The organism is Streptomyces sp. NPDC001351 (genome assembly GCF_042896045.1).
In the GTDB taxonomy this organism is placed as follows: domain Bacteria; phylum Actinomycetota; class Actinomycetes; order Streptomycetales; family Streptomycetaceae; genus Streptomyces.
In genome coordinates this window covers 609,857-625,490 of record NZ_JBIAWS010000004.1, presented here as the reverse complement: position 1 = coordinate 625,490, position 15,634 = coordinate 609,857, and the positions used below count along the sequence as shown (strand labels likewise).

The window sequence follows — 15,634 nt, the reverse complement described above, 5'->3', positions numbered from 1 at the left end:
CAATACCCCGTTACCCGAGTCAGTTTTAAGCCAAATTTGCTTTTAGGCAAGGGGATCACTCGGTGCCCATGGACACCAGGAATCCCAGCAGGACAATGCTGGACATCCCCTTACGAGTGCGTGTACATGTGGAGACACTGCTAGCGGCGCAGAATGACATGGGGGTTTGCGATGCTTTTGAGCAATACGCACCGGTCCGGAAGCCGGACGCCATGAACGCCCCTCACCCTCCGAAAGTGGCCGGAATCGATTCAACGGTTCCGTCGCCCGCACACACTGTCGCGCCCGCGCCCGCAGCCTCGGGTACCTCACCGGTCCCTCCGCCCAACCCCCCGGGGGCGCTGCTCACCGACCGGCTGGCCGGCTGGGTCTCCGACCTCACGACCCTCCATGAACTCACCGAACGCCTGAACCACACGGACTCGCTCGCGGACGCCCTGACGGAACTGCTGCGCGCCGGAGCCGCCCTCGTCGGCGCCCGGCGCGGTCTCCTCGTACTGGAACCGGTCGACGGCCTCGGACCGGACACCACCATCGGCCTCGGCCTCGCCCGCGCCGACCTCGGGCACATCGAGACGGTGCCGCGCAGCGCCATGTCGTACGGCCGCATCCTCGAGGGCCTGCCGGGCGGGGACAGCGAGATCGCCCAGCCGGACCTCTTCGCCGAGGACGGGCTCGACCCCCGGCATCGCGAGGTGGCCGCCCGTCTCGGCTATGCCGCCTGCTACGCGCTCCCCCTGGCCGGCGAGCGCTCGGGCCGCCTCGGCGCCGCCGTGTGGCTCTACGACGAGCCCGCCGAACCGCTCGAGCGGCAGCGCCACCTCGTCGGGCTCTACGCCCGTTACGCCGGCGAGCACCTGGCCCGGCTGGTGGAGGTGGAACGCACGCGCGCGTGCATGACGACGATCGCCGAGGAGCTGCTGCCGTCCCGGCTCCCCCGGGTGGCCGGCGTGCAGCTCGCCGCCCGCCACCGCACCGGCCCGCGCGGCGGCGGCGACTGGTTCGACGCGCTTCCGCTGCCCGACGCCGCGCTGGGCCTCGCGGTGGGCTCGGTCACCGGTTCCGGGCCGAGCGCGGTCGCCGCGATGGGGCGGCTGCGGGCCTCCCTGCGCGCGTACGCCGTGATGGAGGGCGAGGACCCGGTGGCGGTCCTGTCCGACCTGGAGCTGCTGCTGCGCCTCACCGAGCCCGCCCGCTCCGCGACCGCCCTGTTCGCCTACTGCGAGCCCTCCCTGCGCAAGATCACGCTGGCCGGTGCCGGGCACTGCCCGCCCCTGCTGGTCGGCGAGCGGCGCACGGAGTTCGTGGAGACCTCCGTGTCCGCGCCGCTCGGGATGCTCGCCTGCTGGGAGGCGCCGAGCACGGAGTTCCAGGCGGAGCGCGGCGAGACGGTGCTGCTCTACACCGACGGTCTGCTGCACCGCACCGGCGACCCCACCGACCGCGCCTTCGCCCGCCTGCACGCGGCGGCGGCGGGCGTCCCCAGGGCGCTGCGGCACAACCCGGACGCGATCGCCGACCATGTGCTGCGGACGGTCCTGCCGGACGGGCTGGACGCGGCGGAGAGCGATGAGGACGTGGCGCTGCTCGCGGCTCGCTTCGAGTAGGAGCCGGTAAGGGTCTTCCGGGCCTGGGCCCCCTTCCGTACGACCGTACGATGGAGGGGGTCCAGTGCCGTATCGAGGAGGATGACCGTGGCAGACGAGCTCACGCCGGCGACCCCGGAAGCTGAGTCCGAAGAGCCGATCAAGCAGCGCAAGAACGGCCTGTACCCGGGCGTCTCCGACGAGCTGGCCGAGAACATGAAGTCCGGCTGGGCCGACACGGAGCTGCGTGACCTGGAGCCGATCGCCCAGGCCGCTCAGACCGCAGCGCGGCGCGCCGCGCTGTCGGCGCGCTTCCCGGGCGAGCGTCTGGTGATCCCGGCGGGCAACCTGAAGACCCGTTCGAACGACACCGAGTACGCCTTCCGCGCGTCCGTCGAGTACGCGTATCTCACCGGCAACCAGACCGAGGACGGCGTCCTGGTCCTGGAGCCGACCGCGGACGGCCACCGGGAGACGATCTACCTCCTGCCGCGCTCCGACCGGGAGAACGGCGAGTTCTGGCTCTCCGGCCAGGGCGAGCTGTGGGTCGGCCGCCGGCACTCCCTCACCGAGGCGGAGAAGCTGTACGGCATCCCCGCCTCCGACGTGCGCGAACTGGCCGACGCGCTGCGTGAGGCCACCGGTCCGGTGCGGGTCGTGCGCGGGTACGACGCCGGGATCGAGGCCGCGCTGACCGACAAGGTCACCGCCGAGCGCGACGAGGAGCTGCGGGTCTTCCTCTCCGAGGCACGGCTGGTCAAGGACGAGTTCGAGATCGGCGAGCTGCAGAAGGCCGTCGACTCGACGGTCCGCGGCTTCGAGGACGTCGTGCGCGTCCTGGACAAGGCCGAGGCGACCTCCGAGCGGTACATCGAGGGCACGTTCTTCCTCCGCGCGCGCGTGGAGGGCAACGACGTCGGCTACGGCACGATCGCCGCCGCCGGACCGCACGCCTGCACGCTGCACTGGGTGCGCAACGACGGGCCGGTCCGCTCGGGCGACCTGCTGCTGCTGGACGCCGGCGTCGAGACGCACACGTACTACACGGCCGACGTCACACGCACCCTGCCGATCAACGGGCGCTTCACCGAGATCCAGAAGAAGATCTACGACGCCGTGTACGACGCCCAGGAGGCCGGTATCGCGGCGGTGCAGCCGGGCGGCAAGTACCGCGACTTCCACGACGCCGCGCAGCGGGTGCTCGCCGAGCGGCTCGTCGAGTGGGGGCTCGTCGAGGGGCCCGTGGAGCGGGTGCTGGAGCTCGGGCTGCAGCGGCGCTGGACGCTGCACGGCACCGGGCACATGCTCGGCCTGGACGTGCACGACTGCGCTGCCGCGCGCGTGGAGTCGTACGTCGACGGGACGCTGGAGCCCGGCATGGTGCTCACGGTCGAGCCGGGGCTGTACTTCCAGGCCGACGACCTGACGGTGCCGGAGGAGTACCGGGGGATCGGGGTCCGGATCGAGGACGACATCCTGGTGACGGCCGACGGCAACCGGAACCTGTCGGACGGGCTGCCGCGCCGGTCCGACGAGGTCGAGGCCTGGATGGCCTCGCTCAAGAGCTGATACGAGACGAATGGCCGGGTACCAGGGAGGTGCCCGGCCATTGACGTGCCTGGAATCACCAACCTGGGGGGAGCGTCGTCGTGGACGACTTCTGGTCCGGCGTCGGAGTCGACCTGCATCTCGAGCCCGATTCCGGTGACGGGCGGCGGGTCGGGCTCGAGCGGGCGCTCAGGGACGCCGTGCGCGACGGGCGGCTCGCGCCCGGGACGCGGCTGCCCGCCACCCGGCGGCTCGCCACCGAGCTGGGTGTCTCGCGGGGAACCGCCAAGGCCGCCTACGACCAGCTGGTCGCGGAGGGGTATCTGACGGCCCGGCAGGGGTCAGGCACCCAGGTCGCCTCGTTGCCCTCCCTGGACGCCGACGCGCCCAAGGCGGCGGCACGCGCGCGTACCCCGCGTTTTGATCTGCGGCCCGGCAGTCCGGACGTCGGGGCGTTTCCCGCGGCGGCCTGGCTGCGGGCGCTGCGGCGGGCCATCGCGACAGCGCCGCTGCTGGCGTACGACTACGGGGATCCGCGCGGCCGTATCGAGCTGCGGACCGCGCTGTCGGGGTATCTGGGACGGGCCCGCGGGGTCATCGCGCCGCCCGAGCGGATCGTGATCACCTCCGGGTATGTGCAGGGGCTGGCGCTGCTCACACGTGTGCTGGACGGTGCGGAGATCGCCATGGAGGACCCGGGGCTGCCGTTCCACCGGGAGGTGGTCCGGCGCAACGGGGGACGCGTGGTGCCGGTGCCGGTGGACGAACGGGGCCTGTGCGCACAGGAGTTGGAGGACCTCAAGGCCGTTGTCGTCACGCCGGCGCACCAGTACCCGACCGGTGTGACGCTGCACCCCGAGCGGCGGCGGGCGCTCACGGACTGGGCACGCGCGCGTGGCGGGCTGATCGTCGAGGACGACTACGACGGGGAGTTCCGCTACGACCGGCAGCCCGTGGGCGCGCTCCAGGGGATGGCGCCGGGCCGGGTCGTCTACCTCGGTACGGCCTCCAAGACGCTCGGGCCCGCGTTGCGGCTCGGCTGGATGGTGCTGCCGCCGCACCTGGTCGACGCGGTCGCCGACGCCAAGCTGCACAGCGACCACCACACCGAGTCCATCGGCCAGTTGGCGCTCGCCGAACTGATCGACAGCCATGCCTACGACCGGCATGTGCGCGCGTGCCGGCTCAGATACCGCAGACGCAGGGACCAGCTCCTGGACCGGCTCGGCGGAAAGCACGACGTACGCGGGATCGCCGCCGGGCTGCACGCGCTGGTGGAGGTCGCCGACGAGGAAGCGGCGCTGAAGCGGGCCGAGGCCGAGGGGCTCGCCGTCGGACACCTGGGAGACCACTGGCACACGCCCGGCGAGGGGCGCCCGCAGGGGCTCGTGGTCGGGTACGGGACGCCTCGGGAGCGGGCGTATCCGGAGGCGCTGGAGGTGTTGGTGAAGGTGCTGGAGGGAGCCTGAGGAACCCCGGATCACACCACCCGTGAGCCCGTGCCCACCGGCAGCGCGTCCGAGAGCAGCGCGCCCGCCAGGAGGCCCACAGTCCCCCGTGGATGCCGCGCGCAGCTGCGGGGTGGGCTCACCGATACGGCGGGCGCCGATGAGAACCAGCTGGGAATGCCGAGGAAGCTGAGGGCCCCTCACACCGCCATCAGCGGTGAGTCGTCCCGCCACTTGAGGATCTTGTCGAAGCTCACCACCGTGCCGGTACGCCCCGGCTTGTGGCCGATGTGGACGTGGTCGGCCAGCTCCTTGATCAGCCCGAGGCCCCGGCCGTGCTCGGCGTCGGGGCGGGAGGGGCGGGGCGTCGCGGAGAAGGCGAACCCCGGGCCGGAGTCGGTGACTTCGATACGGCACTTCTCGCCGTCGAGGTAGGCGGTGACCCGGTACGCCTCCGAGGAGGCGCCGTGCACCGTGCCCCCGCCGTGCTCGACGGCGTTCGCACACGCCTCGGTGAGGGCGACGGAGAGGTCGTAGCAGACGTCGGGGTCGACTCCCGCCGTCTCCATCGTGCCGAGCAGCAGGCGTCGGGCGAGCGGAACGCTCGCAGCTTCACGCCGCAAGTGGAGTGACCACCAGATGCTCATGCTCCAGCCTCCCGGCCGCGGCTCGACATACCGTTTCTTATTGCCGCGCGCAGCCGTGCGTAAGCACGGAGTTGACGTGATGCCGCCCATATGGGCGATGCGTCCGAAACAGAATCGGTGTATGTGCGGGCCGGTCGTACCAGAGAGTGATCTTCCGGTCGGCAGGGAACCTTGCGGACCTGCCGTAGGGCGGCCGGGGGCCCAGTGCGATGATGAGCCCGCCATGACTGCCCCCCACCAGCGCACGGTGCGCTCCGGAAACGATCTCCGGATCCTGCGGGCCGCGGTGTTCGCCGCGGTCTGCGTCGTGCTGGCCGCGGGCGGTCACACCCTCGCCTCCTGCGCCACGGTTCCGCTGTGGACGCTGGGCGCGGGGTTCCTGGGGGCCGTCCTGGTCGCGGCACCGCTCGCCGGGCGCGTGCGCTCACTGACCGGGATCACGGCACTGCTCGCGGCCGGACAGACCGTGCTGCACACGCTGTTCGGGCTGGGGCAGCAGACGGTCTCCTCGGGCGCGATGTCGATGTCGTCGATGTCGTCCACGTCCTCCATGTCCTCCATGGCGTCGACGTCCGACGCCTCGCTGGTGGAGCGGGCGGCGCGGCTCGTGTGCGGGACGACGGCTGCGGCGATCAGCCCCGCCCAGGCCCGCAGGCTCCTCGCCGACGCCCGGCTCTCCCCGGACACCGCCATGAACATGGACATGAGCTCCATGCACCATCCGGCGGACGCCCTGTCCGGCGCCACCTCCGCGGCTTCCCTGCTGCCGTCCCTGCCGATGCTGCTCGGCCACGTCCTCGCGGCGGTCGCCGCCGGCTGGCTGCTGCGCCGCGGCGACCTGGCCCTGCTGCGGCTCATGGAACTCTCCGCCCAGTCCATGGCCGAGGGCGCATTCGTGCGGTCCCTGCGCGCGGCGCTAGCGCTGGTGCGCGCCCTGCGTGCCGGGCTCCCGGCCGCGCCCGAGGCGGGCCCGCGACCGCCCCGCACCGCGCTGCTCGCGCCGCCGAAGCCCCGTACCACCGCACTCCAGCACACGGTGATCAGGCGCGGCCCGCCGGCCGCGGCCCTCGCCCTCGCCGCCTGACGCGACGCGACCGCCACTCCACATCCGTGGGACCGGGGCCGCCGTCGTGCGGCACACGCGCGTGCCCGCATTTTCCGGCATCCATTTTTCCGGCATCCATGCGCACGCGTTCCTCCGACCACCGGAACTCACTCGAATACCGAAGTGGAGTGCATCCGTTCATGAAGGCTTCCCGTCTCGCCACCACCGGCGCCCTCGCCGCCTCAGCCGTCGTCGTCCTGTCCGTGCCCGCGTTCGCACACGTCACCGTGCAGCCCGAGGGCACGGCCGCCAAGGGCGGTTACGCGGTCGTCGACTTCAAGGTCCCCAACGAGCGCGACGACGCCTCGACCACCAGGCTCGAGGTGACCTTCCCGACCGACCACCCGCTGGCCTCCGCCCTGCCGGAGCCGATGGACGGCTGGAACATCAAGGTCACCAAGTCCAAGCTCGCCAAGCCGCTCGAGGTGCACGGCAAGAAGATCAGCGAGGCCGTCTCCAAGATCACCTGGACCGCCGACGGCAAGGGCATCGAACCCGGCTACTTCGAGAAGTTCCCGGTCTCCGTCGGCGCGCTGCCCGAGGACGCCGACGAACTGACCTTCAAGGCTCTCCAGACGTACTCCGACAACGAGGTCGTGCGCTGGATCGAGGTGCAGAAGGACGGCGCGGAGGAGCCCGAGAACCCGGCCCCCGTGCTCACCCTGTCCGCCGGCTCCGAGGACGGCCACTCGCACGGCTCGACCGCCAAGGACGCCTCCGACGAGTCCAAGACCGGCGAGAACACCGCGGCCGTCACCTCAGCCGCCTCCGACGGCAGCGACACCACCGCGCGCGTGCTCGGCGTCGTGGGCATCGTCGTCGGCGCGCTCGGCGTGGCGTACGGCGTGCTCGCCGGACGTCGTCGCAGCGACGCCTGAGACCTGTTCTTCCGTGTGGTGCGCCGGGGGACGTATGACCCCCGGTGCACCCCGGAGCTCTCACATCTGGGACATTTTTCTATGCGCAAGAAGACGTTCGCCGCGGCCGCGCTGCTCGCCGCCGCCACCCTGACCCTCTCCGCCTGCGGCAGCGGCGACGACAGCAACTCGCCCGTCGCCGTGGTCTCCGAGGACACCTCGCAGAAGGCCGCGACCGTTCTCGACAAGCCGTTCGAGAAGCCGGACCTCGTCCTCACCGACACCACGGGCAAGAAGTACGACTTCCGCAAGGAGACCGCGGGCCGGCCGACGCTGATCTACTTCGGCTACACCCACTGCCCCGACATCTGCCCGCTGACGATGAACAACATCGCCGTCGCCAAGAAGCAGCTGCCCAAGGCCGAACAGGACAAGCTGCGGGTGGTGTTCGTCACCACCGACCCCCAGCGCGACACCCCGGCCGAACTCGGCAAGTGGCTCAAGGGCATCGACCCCCAGTTCGTGGGTCTGACCGGCGACTTCGCCACCATCCAGGCGGGCGCCCGCACCCTCGGCATCTCCATCGAGCCGACCCACAAGGACAAGAAGACAGGCAAGACCGTCTCGGTGCACGGCACCCAGGTCATCGCGTTCTCGCCGAAGACCGACGGCGGCTATGTCCTCTACGACGAGGACGCCCAGGTCGACGACTACACCAAGGACCTCCCCAAGATCATCAAGGGGGAGAACCCGTGAGGCACCTCGTCGCCCCCGCCGTGGTGCTGGCGGGAGCCCTGGCGCTGGCGGGCTGCGGCGGCTCCGGCGACGCCGAGCCCGACCTGTCCGTCAGCTCCTCCTACATGCCCCAGCCCGTCTCCGACATGGCCGCGGGCTTCCTCACCATCGCCAACAAGGGCGGCACCAAGGACGCACTGACCTCCGTCACCAGCGACGCCGCGGGCAGCGTGACCGTCCACGAGACGGTCGGGCAGTCCATGGAGGAGGTCAAGTCCCTGGATGTCCCCGCTCACGGTCAACTCGTGTTCAAGAGCGGCGGCAATCACCTGATGTTCGAGAACCTGAAGCGCAAGCCGAAGCAGGGCGAGAAAGTGACCCTCGAACTGCACTTCGCCAAGTCCGGCCCGATCAAGGTTGAGATGCCGGTCAAGTCGGCCACGTACAACCCCGCGACCGGCCACTGAGGGAGGGACCATCGTGACCCGGACCATCGCCCCCCGCCGTGTGCGGACCCTGGCGCTGCTGTTCCTGGCCGTTCTCGGCGTGCTCCTCGCGGGCGCCGGGCCGGCCTCCGCGCACGCAGCGCTGACCGGCAGCGACCCCGCGCAGGGGGTGGTGGTCGACAAGGCACCCAGCCAGGTCACGCTCACCTTCTCCGAGAAGGTCGCCACGTCCGACGACTCGCTGCGGGTCCTCGACCCCAAGGGCAAGCGCGTCGACACCGGCAAACCGTCCAACGTGAGCGGCACGTCCTACGCCGTGCCGCTGCACAGCGGGCTGCCCGACGGCACCTACACGGTGTCCTGGCAGGTCGTCTCCGCGGACAGCCACCCGGTCGCCGGCGCCTTCACCTTCTCCATCGGCGCCCCCTCCACCACCACCGTCTCGGTCACCGACCGGACGGTGGGCGGCGGGATCGTCGGCTGGCTGTACGGCTTCGGCCGGTATGTGTCGTACGCCGGCTTCATCGTCCTGGTCGGCGGCGCCGCCTTCGTGCTCGCCTGCTGGCGGCGCGGCTCCGGCGTACGGGCGCTGCAGCGGCTCGTGGTCTCCGGGTGGCTCGCGCTCACCTCGGCCACCCTCCTGCTGCTGCTCCTGCGCGGCTCCTACACCAGCTCCGGCAAGGTCGGGGCCATCTTCGACCTGAGCCTGCTCGGACAGGTGCTGCAGACCAAGTCGGGCGCGGCACTGATCTCCCGGCTGCTGCTGCTCGCCGCGGCGGCCCTGTTCATCGCGGTGCTCTTCGGCGCCTATGACAAGCGGGACGACGAGGAGAAGCGGGACCTGACGTTCGGGCTCGCGATCGGCGGATCCGTGGTGGCCGCCGGGCTCGCGGCGAGCTGGGCGATGGCGGAGCACGCCTCCACCGGGCTCCAGCCGGGCGTCGCGATGCCCGTCGACATCGTCCATCTGCTGGCCGTGGCCGGCTGGCTGGGCGGCCTGTGCGCGCTCCTCGTGGCGCTGTACCGGTCAAACACCCCGATCGAGGCCGCGGCGGTACGCCGCTTCTCCCGAGTCGCCTTCGGCAGCGTCCTCGCGCTCGTCGCGACCGGCATCTACCAGTCCTGGCGGCAGCTCGGCTCCTGGTCGGCGTTCACCGACACGGCGTACGGACAGCTGCTGCTCGTCAAGATCGGGCTCGTGGCGCTGCTCGTCGGCATCGCAGGGATCTCGCGGCGGTGGACGGCACGGCTGGCGGACACCGCCGTCGTGCGGCCACGCGAGGAAGCGGTGGAGCAGGACACGTCGGAGGACGACGACCTGGGCGTCAGGGAGCCTGCTGCCGCCCGGGCCGCAGCAGGCTCGGCGAAGACGGCCACGGCGACCGCCGACTCCTCGGCCGGCGCAGGACCACGGGCCGCTCACGGCTCCACGGCCGAGGGTGGCACCGCGTCCACCGCCGACTCCCAGGAGCCCGACGAGCCCGAGAGCGCCGACGAGGCCCGGACCTCCGGCGACTCCGAAGCGCCCGCCGGCTCCGAGCGCGCCGCCCAACTCGCCCGCCAGAAGGCCGCCATGGCCACCGCACGGCAGAAGCGGCAGCGCGACGCCGACCCCGACCGGTTCGGTCTGCGGCGCTCCGTACTCGCCGAGGCGGGCGTCGCCGTCGTCCTGCTCGCCGTCACCACCGTGCTGACGCAGACCGAGCCCGGACGCACGGAACAGGAGGCCAAGGCGGCCACCTCGTCGTCCTCGTCCTCCTCTGCCGGCGCCGACGCTTCGTCCGGCGCGCTGACCCTGACCATGCCCTTCGACACGGGCGGCACGGACGGCAAGGGCGTCGTGTCCGTGGACCTCGACCCCGCACGCGTGGGCGGCAACGACATGCACGTCTACGTACAGCGGCCCAACGGGCGCGCCTTCGACATCCCCGAGGTGAAGGTCGCCTTCACCCTGGAGACCAAGAAGATCGGGCCGCTGCCCGTCAACCCCGACCACATCACCACCGGACACTGGGCGACCAACGGGGTGCAGATCCCCATGGCCGGCGACTGGAAGGTCGCCGTGACCGTGCGCACCTCCGACATCGACCAGGTGACCGTCTCCAAGAACGCGCAGATCGGCTGAATCGCACCATGGCTGACAAGTCCATTCGGGAGGCCCGCACCCCCGGCGCAGCTCCCGACGCGGCTCCGGAGGAGAGCGCTTCCGAGAATGCGCTCCCCGGAGACGGCATTTCGCGACGGAAGCTGCTCGGCACCGCCGGCGCCACCGGGCTCGTGCTCGGCGCGGCCGGCGGAGCCGTGGGGTATGCCGCCGCCCCCTCCGAGGCCACCCCCCTCAGCTCAATCGGCGCCAATCGGGTGATGTTTCACGTGAAACACCAGCCCGGCATCACCGAGGGCCTCCAGGCCCGCGGCCATCTCGTCGCCTTCGACCTGACGGCGGGCGCGGGCCGCAAGGAGGCTGCCGCACTGCTGCGCCGCTGGTCGGCGACGGCCGAGCGGCTGATGGCGGGCGAGGCGGCGGCGAGCGACGACACAGATGTCGCCCGGGACGCGGGCCCGTCGTCCCTGACGATCACCTTCGGCTTCGGCCACAGCTTCTTCTCCCGCACCGGCCTGGAGAAGCAGCGCCCGGTCTCCCTCGACCCCCTGCCCGACTTCTCCTCCGACCACCTCGACAAGGCCCGCAGCAACGGCGACCTGTGGGTGCAGATCGGCGCCGACGACGCCCTGGTCGCCTTCCACGCCCTGCGTGCCATCCAGAAGGACGCGGGCAGCGCGGCCCGTATCCGCTGGCAGATGAACGGCTTCAACCGCACTCCGGGCGCCACCGCCCACCCCATGACGGCCCGCAACCTCATGGGCCAGCTCGACGGCACCCGCAATCCCAAGCCGACCGAGTCCGACTTCGACAAGCGGATCTTCGTGCCGTCCTCGGGCTCCAAGGACCCCGCCTGGATGGCGAACGGCTCCTACGCCGTCGTACGCCGCATCCGCATGCTCCTCGACGACTGGGAGAAGCTCTCCCTCAAGGACCAGGAGGACGTCATCGGGCGCCGCAAGTCCGACGGAGCCCCCCTGTCCGGGGGCACCGAGACGACCGCGATGGACCTGGAGAAGACGGACGCGCAGGGCAACTACGTCGTCCCCGGCAACGCCCACGCCCGTATCTCCCGCCCCGACCAGAACGGGGGTGCCGCCATCCTGCGCCGCCCGTTCTCGTACCACGACGGGTTCGACGCGAACGGCGTCCCCGACGCCGGGCTCCTCTTCGTCTGCTGGCAGGCCGACCCGCTGCGCGGCTTCGTCACCATCCAGCGCAAGCTCGACCGCGGCGACGCCCTGTCCAAGTACATCCGCCACGAGGCGAGCGGCCTGTTCGCGGTACCGGGCGGGGCGGCACAGGGGGAGTACGTGGGGCAGCGGCTGCTGGAGGGGTGAGCCGCGTCGGCGTAAGGCCCATTAGGGTGAGGTCATGCCAGCGAGCTACGCGTATCTCGGCCCCGAGGGCACCTTCACCGAAGTCGCCCTGCGCACCCTTCCCGAAGCGGCCACCCGGGAGCTGATCCCGTACGTGTCGGTGCAGTCCGCGCTGGACGCGGTCCGCGGCGGCGAGGCCGAGGCCGCCTTCGTGCCGATCGAGAACTCCGTCGAGGGCGGCATCACCACCACCCTCGACGAGCTGGTCGCGGGCGCCCCGCTGATGATCTACCGCGAGGTGCTGCTGTCGATCACCTTCGCGCTGCTGGTCAGGCCGGGTACGAAGCTCTCCGACATCAAGACGGTCTCCGCCCACCCGGCCGCCCAGCCCCAGGTGCGCAACTGGCTGAAGAACAATCTCCCGGACGCCCACTGGGAGTCCGCCGCCTCGAACGCGGACGCCGCCCGTCTGGTCCAGGAGGGCCAATACGACGCCGCCTTCGCGGGCGAGTTCGCGGCCGCCCGGTACGGCCTGGAGGCCCTGGAGACCGGGATCCACGACGCCGAGAACGCGCAGACCCGGTTCGTGCTGGTCGGCCGGCCCGCCCGGCCCGCCGCACCCACCGGCGCCGACAAGACGTCCGTCGTGCTGTGGCAGCGCGACGACCACCCCGGCGGCCTGCGGGACCTACTGGGCGAGTTCGCCACCCGCGGCATCAACCTGATGCTGCTGCAGTCCCGGCCCACCGGCGCCGGCATCGGCAACTACTGCTTCTGCATCGACGCCGAAGGCCACATCTCCGACCGCCGGGTGGCCGAGGCCCTGATGGGCCTCAAGCGGATCTGCCTGGAGGTGCGCTTCCTGGGCTCGTACCCGCGTGCGGACATCGGTGTCGAGGACGTGCGCGCTCCGCGCCAGGGGACCTCGGACGAGGAGTTCCTCGCAGCGTCGGACTGGGTCGCCCGCTGCCAGGACGGCCGCTTCTAGCCGGTCCGTCCGGCCGGTCCTACCTGCAGATTTTTGTTGTCCACAGAAGTTATCCACAGGCAAGGTTCTCGACCTGGGGACAAGTCGACACGGAACCGCGACTCTGTCGACAAATCTGCCTGCGGATCCCTCTCGCGTCCACCGGATCGCATGTCACCGTTCGTCCACCTGTTTCCTTTAGGCAATCCTTTGGGGCGACCGCTTTCCACTCGAAAGTGGTGGTAAATCAGGGTCTGGGGCACGATTCCTCGGCGTGACCCACCGGTTTCGCAGTGATCAATTCCGAAATCCACAGACCCTCCGCACAGCCTGTGGATAACTCTTCGGAGGGTGTGGATCGCTGTGGACAACCAAACCCCAAGTCCCGCTCCCCACAAGGGAATCGAGTCAACCGGGCGCCAACCGCCTGCCCCGTACCAGGGAGTGAGACGCCTTTTGTTGACACTGTCGGCAATTTGCTCATAACTGAACGTAAGCCGCAATTGACGACTGTGGGGAATGGTGAGTCGTGGGCCGTATCCCGGCACCGGTAGCCTTGACCGCGTGATTGACCTTCGCCTGCTCCGTGAGGACCCCGACCGTGTGCGCGCGTCCCAGCGCGCCCGTGGAGAGGACGTCGCGCTCGTCGACGCTCTCCTGTCTGCCGACGAGCGGCGCAGGTCGTCCGGCGTCCGCTTCGACGAGCTGCGTGCCGAGCAGAAGCAGCTCGGCAAGCTCATCCCCAAGGCCTCCGCGGACGAGAAGGCGGAGCTGCTGAAGAAGGCGAGCCAGCTCGCCGCCGACGTCAAGGCCGCCGACGCCGAGCGCGACGCCGCCGACACCGAGACGCAGGAGCTGCTCCTCCAGCTCGGCAACCTCGTCCACCCCGACGTGCCCGTCGGCGGCGAGGAGGACTTCGTCACCCTCGAGACGCACGGCACGATCCGCGACTTCGGCGCCGAGGGCTTCGAGCCCAAGGACCACCTGGAGCTCGGCACGCTCCTCGGCGCGATCGACGTGGAGCGCGGCGCGAAGGTCTCCGGCTCGCGCTTCTACTTCCTGACGGGTGTCGGCGCCCTGCTCGAGCTCGCCCTGGTCAACGCGGCGATCGCCCAGGCCACCGCGGCCGGCTTCACGCCGATGCTGACGCCCGCCCTGGTCCGGCCCCAGTCGATGGCGGGCACGGGCTTCCTCGGCCAGGCGGCCCAGGACGTCTACCACCTCGACAAGGACGACCTCTACCTGGTCGGCACCTCCGAGGTCCCCCTCGCCGCGTACCACATGGACGAGATCCTCGACGCCGACCGTCTGCCCCTGCGGTACGCGGGCTTCTCGCCCTGCTTCCGCCGTGAGGCCGGCTCGCACGGCAAGGACACCCGGGGCATCTTCCGCGTCCACCAGTTCGACAAGGTCGAGATGTTCTCCTACGTCGCCCCGGAGGACTCGGAGGCCGAGCACCAGCGTCTGCTGCAGTGGGAGAAGGAGTGGCTGACCTCGCTGGAGCTGCCGTTCCGCGTCATCGACGTCGCCTCGGCCGACCTGGGCTCCTCGGCGGCCCGCAAGTTCGACTGCGAGGCGTGGATCCCCACGCAGGGCAAGTACCGCGAGCTGACCTCGACCTCGGACTGCACCGAGTTCCAGTCCCGCCGGCTGTCGATCCGCGTCCGTGACGGCAAGCAGGTCAAGCCGCTCGCGACGCTCAACGGCACGCTGTGCGCCGTACCGCGGACGATCGTGGCGATCCTGGAGAACCACCAGCAGGCCGACGGCTCCGTGTATGTGCCGCCGGTGCTGCGCCCGTTCCTGGGCGGCCGGGAGGTCCTGGAGCCGGTCGCCAAGTGAGCGACGCGTCCACAACCCCGGGCTTCCCGTACAGACTCATCGCGACCGACCTCGACGGAACGCTCCTGCGCCCCGACGAGTCGGTCTCGCAGCGCACCCGTGACGCGCTCGCCTCGGCCACCGAGGCGGGCGCCGCGCACATCGTCGTCACCGGCCGCGCGGTTCCCTGGACCCGGCACATCCTCGACGACCTCGGCTACCAGGGCCTCGCGGTCTGCGGTCAGGGCGCGCAGGTGTACGACGCCGGGGAGCACCGTCTGCTGACGTCGGTGACCCTGGACCGGCAGCTGGCGGGCGTGGCCCTGGCGAAGATCGAGGCGGAGGTCGGCCCGCTGCACCTGGCGGCGAGCCGCGACGGCCTGGACGGCGACGTCCTGGTGGGGCCGGGGTACGCGCTCACCGGCGAGCTTCCCGTGACGCCGTTCACGGACGCGTCCGACCTCTGGTCGGCCCCGTTGAACAAGATCTACATACAGCACCCGGAGCTGTCCGACGACGAGCTCGCCGAGGCTGCGCGCGAGGCCGCGGGCGGCTTCGTCACGGTCGCGATGGCGGGCGAGGGCATCGTCGAGCTGCTGCCGCTGGGCCTGTCCAAGGCCACGGGCCTGTCGCTGGCGGCCCGCCGCCTGCGCATCAAGGCGGCGGACACGATCGCCTTCGGCGACATGCCCAACGACATCCCGATGTTCGCGTGGGCCTCCTACGGGGTGGCGATGGCCAACGCGCACGAGGAACTGAAGGCGGTCGCGGACGAGGTGACGTCCTCCTGTGAGGAGGACGGGATCGCGGTGGTACTGGAGCGGTTGCTGGGCTGAGCTGTTCAGCTCATGTCTGCGGAGGATGCACGGATCGAACGTGCGCGGGGTGTGATCCCCGACCTTGGCTTAGCAAGCCAGTGCCTTACCACTCGGCCAATCCTCCGGGTGGGCGGCCCACGCGAGAGCGACATCGCGTGCTCGAAGCGGCCGCCCCGGGCAGCTCCCCGTGCGGAGCGGGTTCGACGGTGGGGTAACTACACCGGAACCCGCCG

General features: G+C 71.0%; 13 protein-coding genes and 1 tRNA gene. 12 read left to right on the top strand and 2 right to left on the bottom strand.

Translation table 11 applies throughout. The features are described 5' to 3' along the window. Window positions 1-95 precede the first annotated feature (95 nt). The 3 genes from ACFY1U_RS17840 (at window position 96) to ACFY1U_RS17830 (ending at window position 4,603) form a co-directional block, all read left to right on the top strand. Window positions 96-1,607 (top strand): PP2C family protein-serine/threonine phosphatase, encoded by a 1,512-nt coding sequence (locus ACFY1U_RS17840; RefSeq protein WP_390695226.1) that lies wholly within the window; start codon window positions 96-98, stop codon window positions 1,605-1,607. A gap of 81 nt (window positions 1,608-1,688) precedes the next feature. Then, window positions 1,689-3,155, top strand: a complete 1,467-nt coding sequence (locus ACFY1U_RS17835) for an aminopeptidase P family protein (RefSeq protein ID WP_390695036.1) — start codon at window positions 1,689-1,691, stop codon at window positions 3,153-3,155. A gap of 80 nt (window positions 3,156-3,235) precedes the next feature. After that, the gene (locus ACFY1U_RS17830) at window positions 3,236-4,603 is read left to right on the top strand and encodes a PLP-dependent aminotransferase family protein (RefSeq protein ID WP_390695035.1); all 1,368 of its coding nucleotides are present in this window, start codon (window positions 3,236-3,238) and stop codon (window positions 4,601-4,603) included. A 179-nt stretch (window positions 4,604-4,782) separates the two neighbouring features. On the opposite strand, the gene ACFY1U_RS17825 is transcribed toward ACFY1U_RS17830, so the two are convergent. Beyond that, a complete protein-coding gene (locus ACFY1U_RS17825) occupies window positions 4,783-5,229 on the bottom strand; it encodes an ATP-binding protein (RefSeq protein WP_390695034.1) in 447 nt (148 codons plus the stop codon). 223 nt (window positions 5,230-5,452) lie between these two features. On the opposite strand from ACFY1U_RS17825, the gene ACFY1U_RS17820 reads away from it, so the two are divergent. The 9 genes from ACFY1U_RS17820 (at window position 5,453) to ACFY1U_RS17780 (ending at window position 15,419) form a co-directional block, all read left to right on the top strand. Continuing rightward, window positions 5,453-6,313: a hypothetical protein gene (locus ACFY1U_RS17820; protein WP_390695033.1), complete on the top strand. Its 861-nt coding sequence runs from the start codon at window positions 5,453-5,455 to the stop codon at window positions 6,311-6,313. 161 nt (window positions 6,314-6,474) lie between these two features. Next, window positions 6,475-7,212 carry a YcnI family protein gene (locus ACFY1U_RS17815; protein ID WP_390695032.1) on the top strand — a complete coding sequence of 246 codons (738 nt, stop codon included), beginning with the start codon at window positions 6,475-6,477 and terminating at the stop codon, window positions 7,210-7,212. Window positions 7,213-7,293: 81 nt separating this feature from the next. Further along, a complete protein-coding gene (locus ACFY1U_RS17810) occupies window positions 7,294-7,947 on the top strand; it encodes an SCO family protein (protein ID WP_390695031.1) in 654 nt (217 codons plus the stop codon). Beyond that, window positions 7,944-8,393, top strand: a complete 450-nt coding sequence (locus ACFY1U_RS17805; protein ID WP_390695030.1) for a copper chaperone PCu(A)C — start codon at window positions 7,944-7,946, stop codon at window positions 8,391-8,393. The genes ACFY1U_RS17810 and ACFY1U_RS17805 overlap by 4 nt, the downstream gene beginning before the upstream one ends. A gap of 13 nt (window positions 8,394-8,406) precedes the next feature. Beyond that, the gene (locus ACFY1U_RS17800; protein ID WP_390695029.1) at window positions 8,407-10,497 is read left to right on the top strand and encodes a copper resistance protein CopC; all 2,091 of its coding nucleotides are present in this window, start codon (window positions 8,407-8,409) and stop codon (window positions 10,495-10,497) included. An 8-nt stretch (window positions 10,498-10,505) separates the two neighbouring features. Next, window positions 10,506-11,816: an iron uptake transporter deferrochelatase/peroxidase subunit gene (gene efeB / locus ACFY1U_RS17795; protein WP_390695028.1), complete on the top strand. Its 1,311-nt coding sequence runs from the start codon at window positions 10,506-10,508 to the stop codon at window positions 11,814-11,816. 34 nt (window positions 11,817-11,850) lie between these two features. Further along, entirely contained in the window at window positions 11,851-12,783 is a 933-nt protein-coding gene (pheA, locus tag ACFY1U_RS17790; RefSeq protein WP_390695027.1) for a prephenate dehydratase, read from the top strand. A 543-nt stretch (window positions 12,784-13,326) separates the two neighbouring features. Then, complete coding sequence (serS, locus tag ACFY1U_RS17785) at window positions 13,327-14,604, top strand: serine--tRNA ligase (RefSeq protein ID WP_390695026.1); 1,278 nt, start codon at window positions 13,327-13,329, stop codon at window positions 14,602-14,604. After that, entirely contained in the window at window positions 14,601-15,419 is an 819-nt protein-coding gene (locus ACFY1U_RS17780) for an HAD family hydrolase (RefSeq protein WP_390695025.1), read from the top strand. The genes serS and ACFY1U_RS17780 overlap by 4 nt, the downstream gene beginning before the upstream one ends. 19 nt (window positions 15,420-15,438) lie before the next feature. Here the strand turns inward: ACFY1U_RS17780 and ACFY1U_RS17775 are convergent. Continuing rightward, a tRNA-Ser gene (locus ACFY1U_RS17775) sits at window positions 15,439-15,525 on the bottom strand. Between the last annotated feature and the right edge of the window lie 109 nt (window positions 15,526-15,634).

Coding starts and splice junctions, on each gene's coding strand:
- ACFY1U_RS17810 (WP_390695031.1), top strand. CDS start 7,294: ATGCGCAAGAAGACGTTCGCCGCGGCCGCGCTGCTCGCCGCCGCCACC.
- ACFY1U_RS17820 (WP_390695033.1), top strand. CDS start 5,453: ATGACTGCCCCCCACCAGCGCACGGTGCGCTCCGGAAACGATCTCCGG.
- pheA (WP_390695027.1), top strand. CDS start 11,851: ATGCCAGCGAGCTACGCGTATCTCGGCCCCGAGGGCACCTTCACCGAA.
- ACFY1U_RS17825 (WP_390695034.1), bottom strand. CDS start 5,229: ATGAGCATCTGGTGGTCACTCCACTTGCGGCGTGAAGCTGCGAGCGTT.
- efeB (WP_390695028.1), top strand. CDS start 10,506: ATGGCTGACAAGTCCATTCGGGAGGCCCGCACCCCCGGCGCAGCTCCC.
- ACFY1U_RS17815 (WP_390695032.1), top strand. CDS start 6,475: ATGAAGGCTTCCCGTCTCGCCACCACCGGCGCCCTCGCCGCCTCAGCC.
- ACFY1U_RS17835 (WP_390695036.1), top strand. CDS start 1,689: ATGACCGTGGCAGACGAGCTCACGCCGGCGACCCCGGAAGCTGAGTCC.
- ACFY1U_RS17840 (WP_390695226.1), top strand. CDS start 96: ATGCTGGACATCCCCTTACGAGTGCGTGTACATGTGGAGACACTGCTA.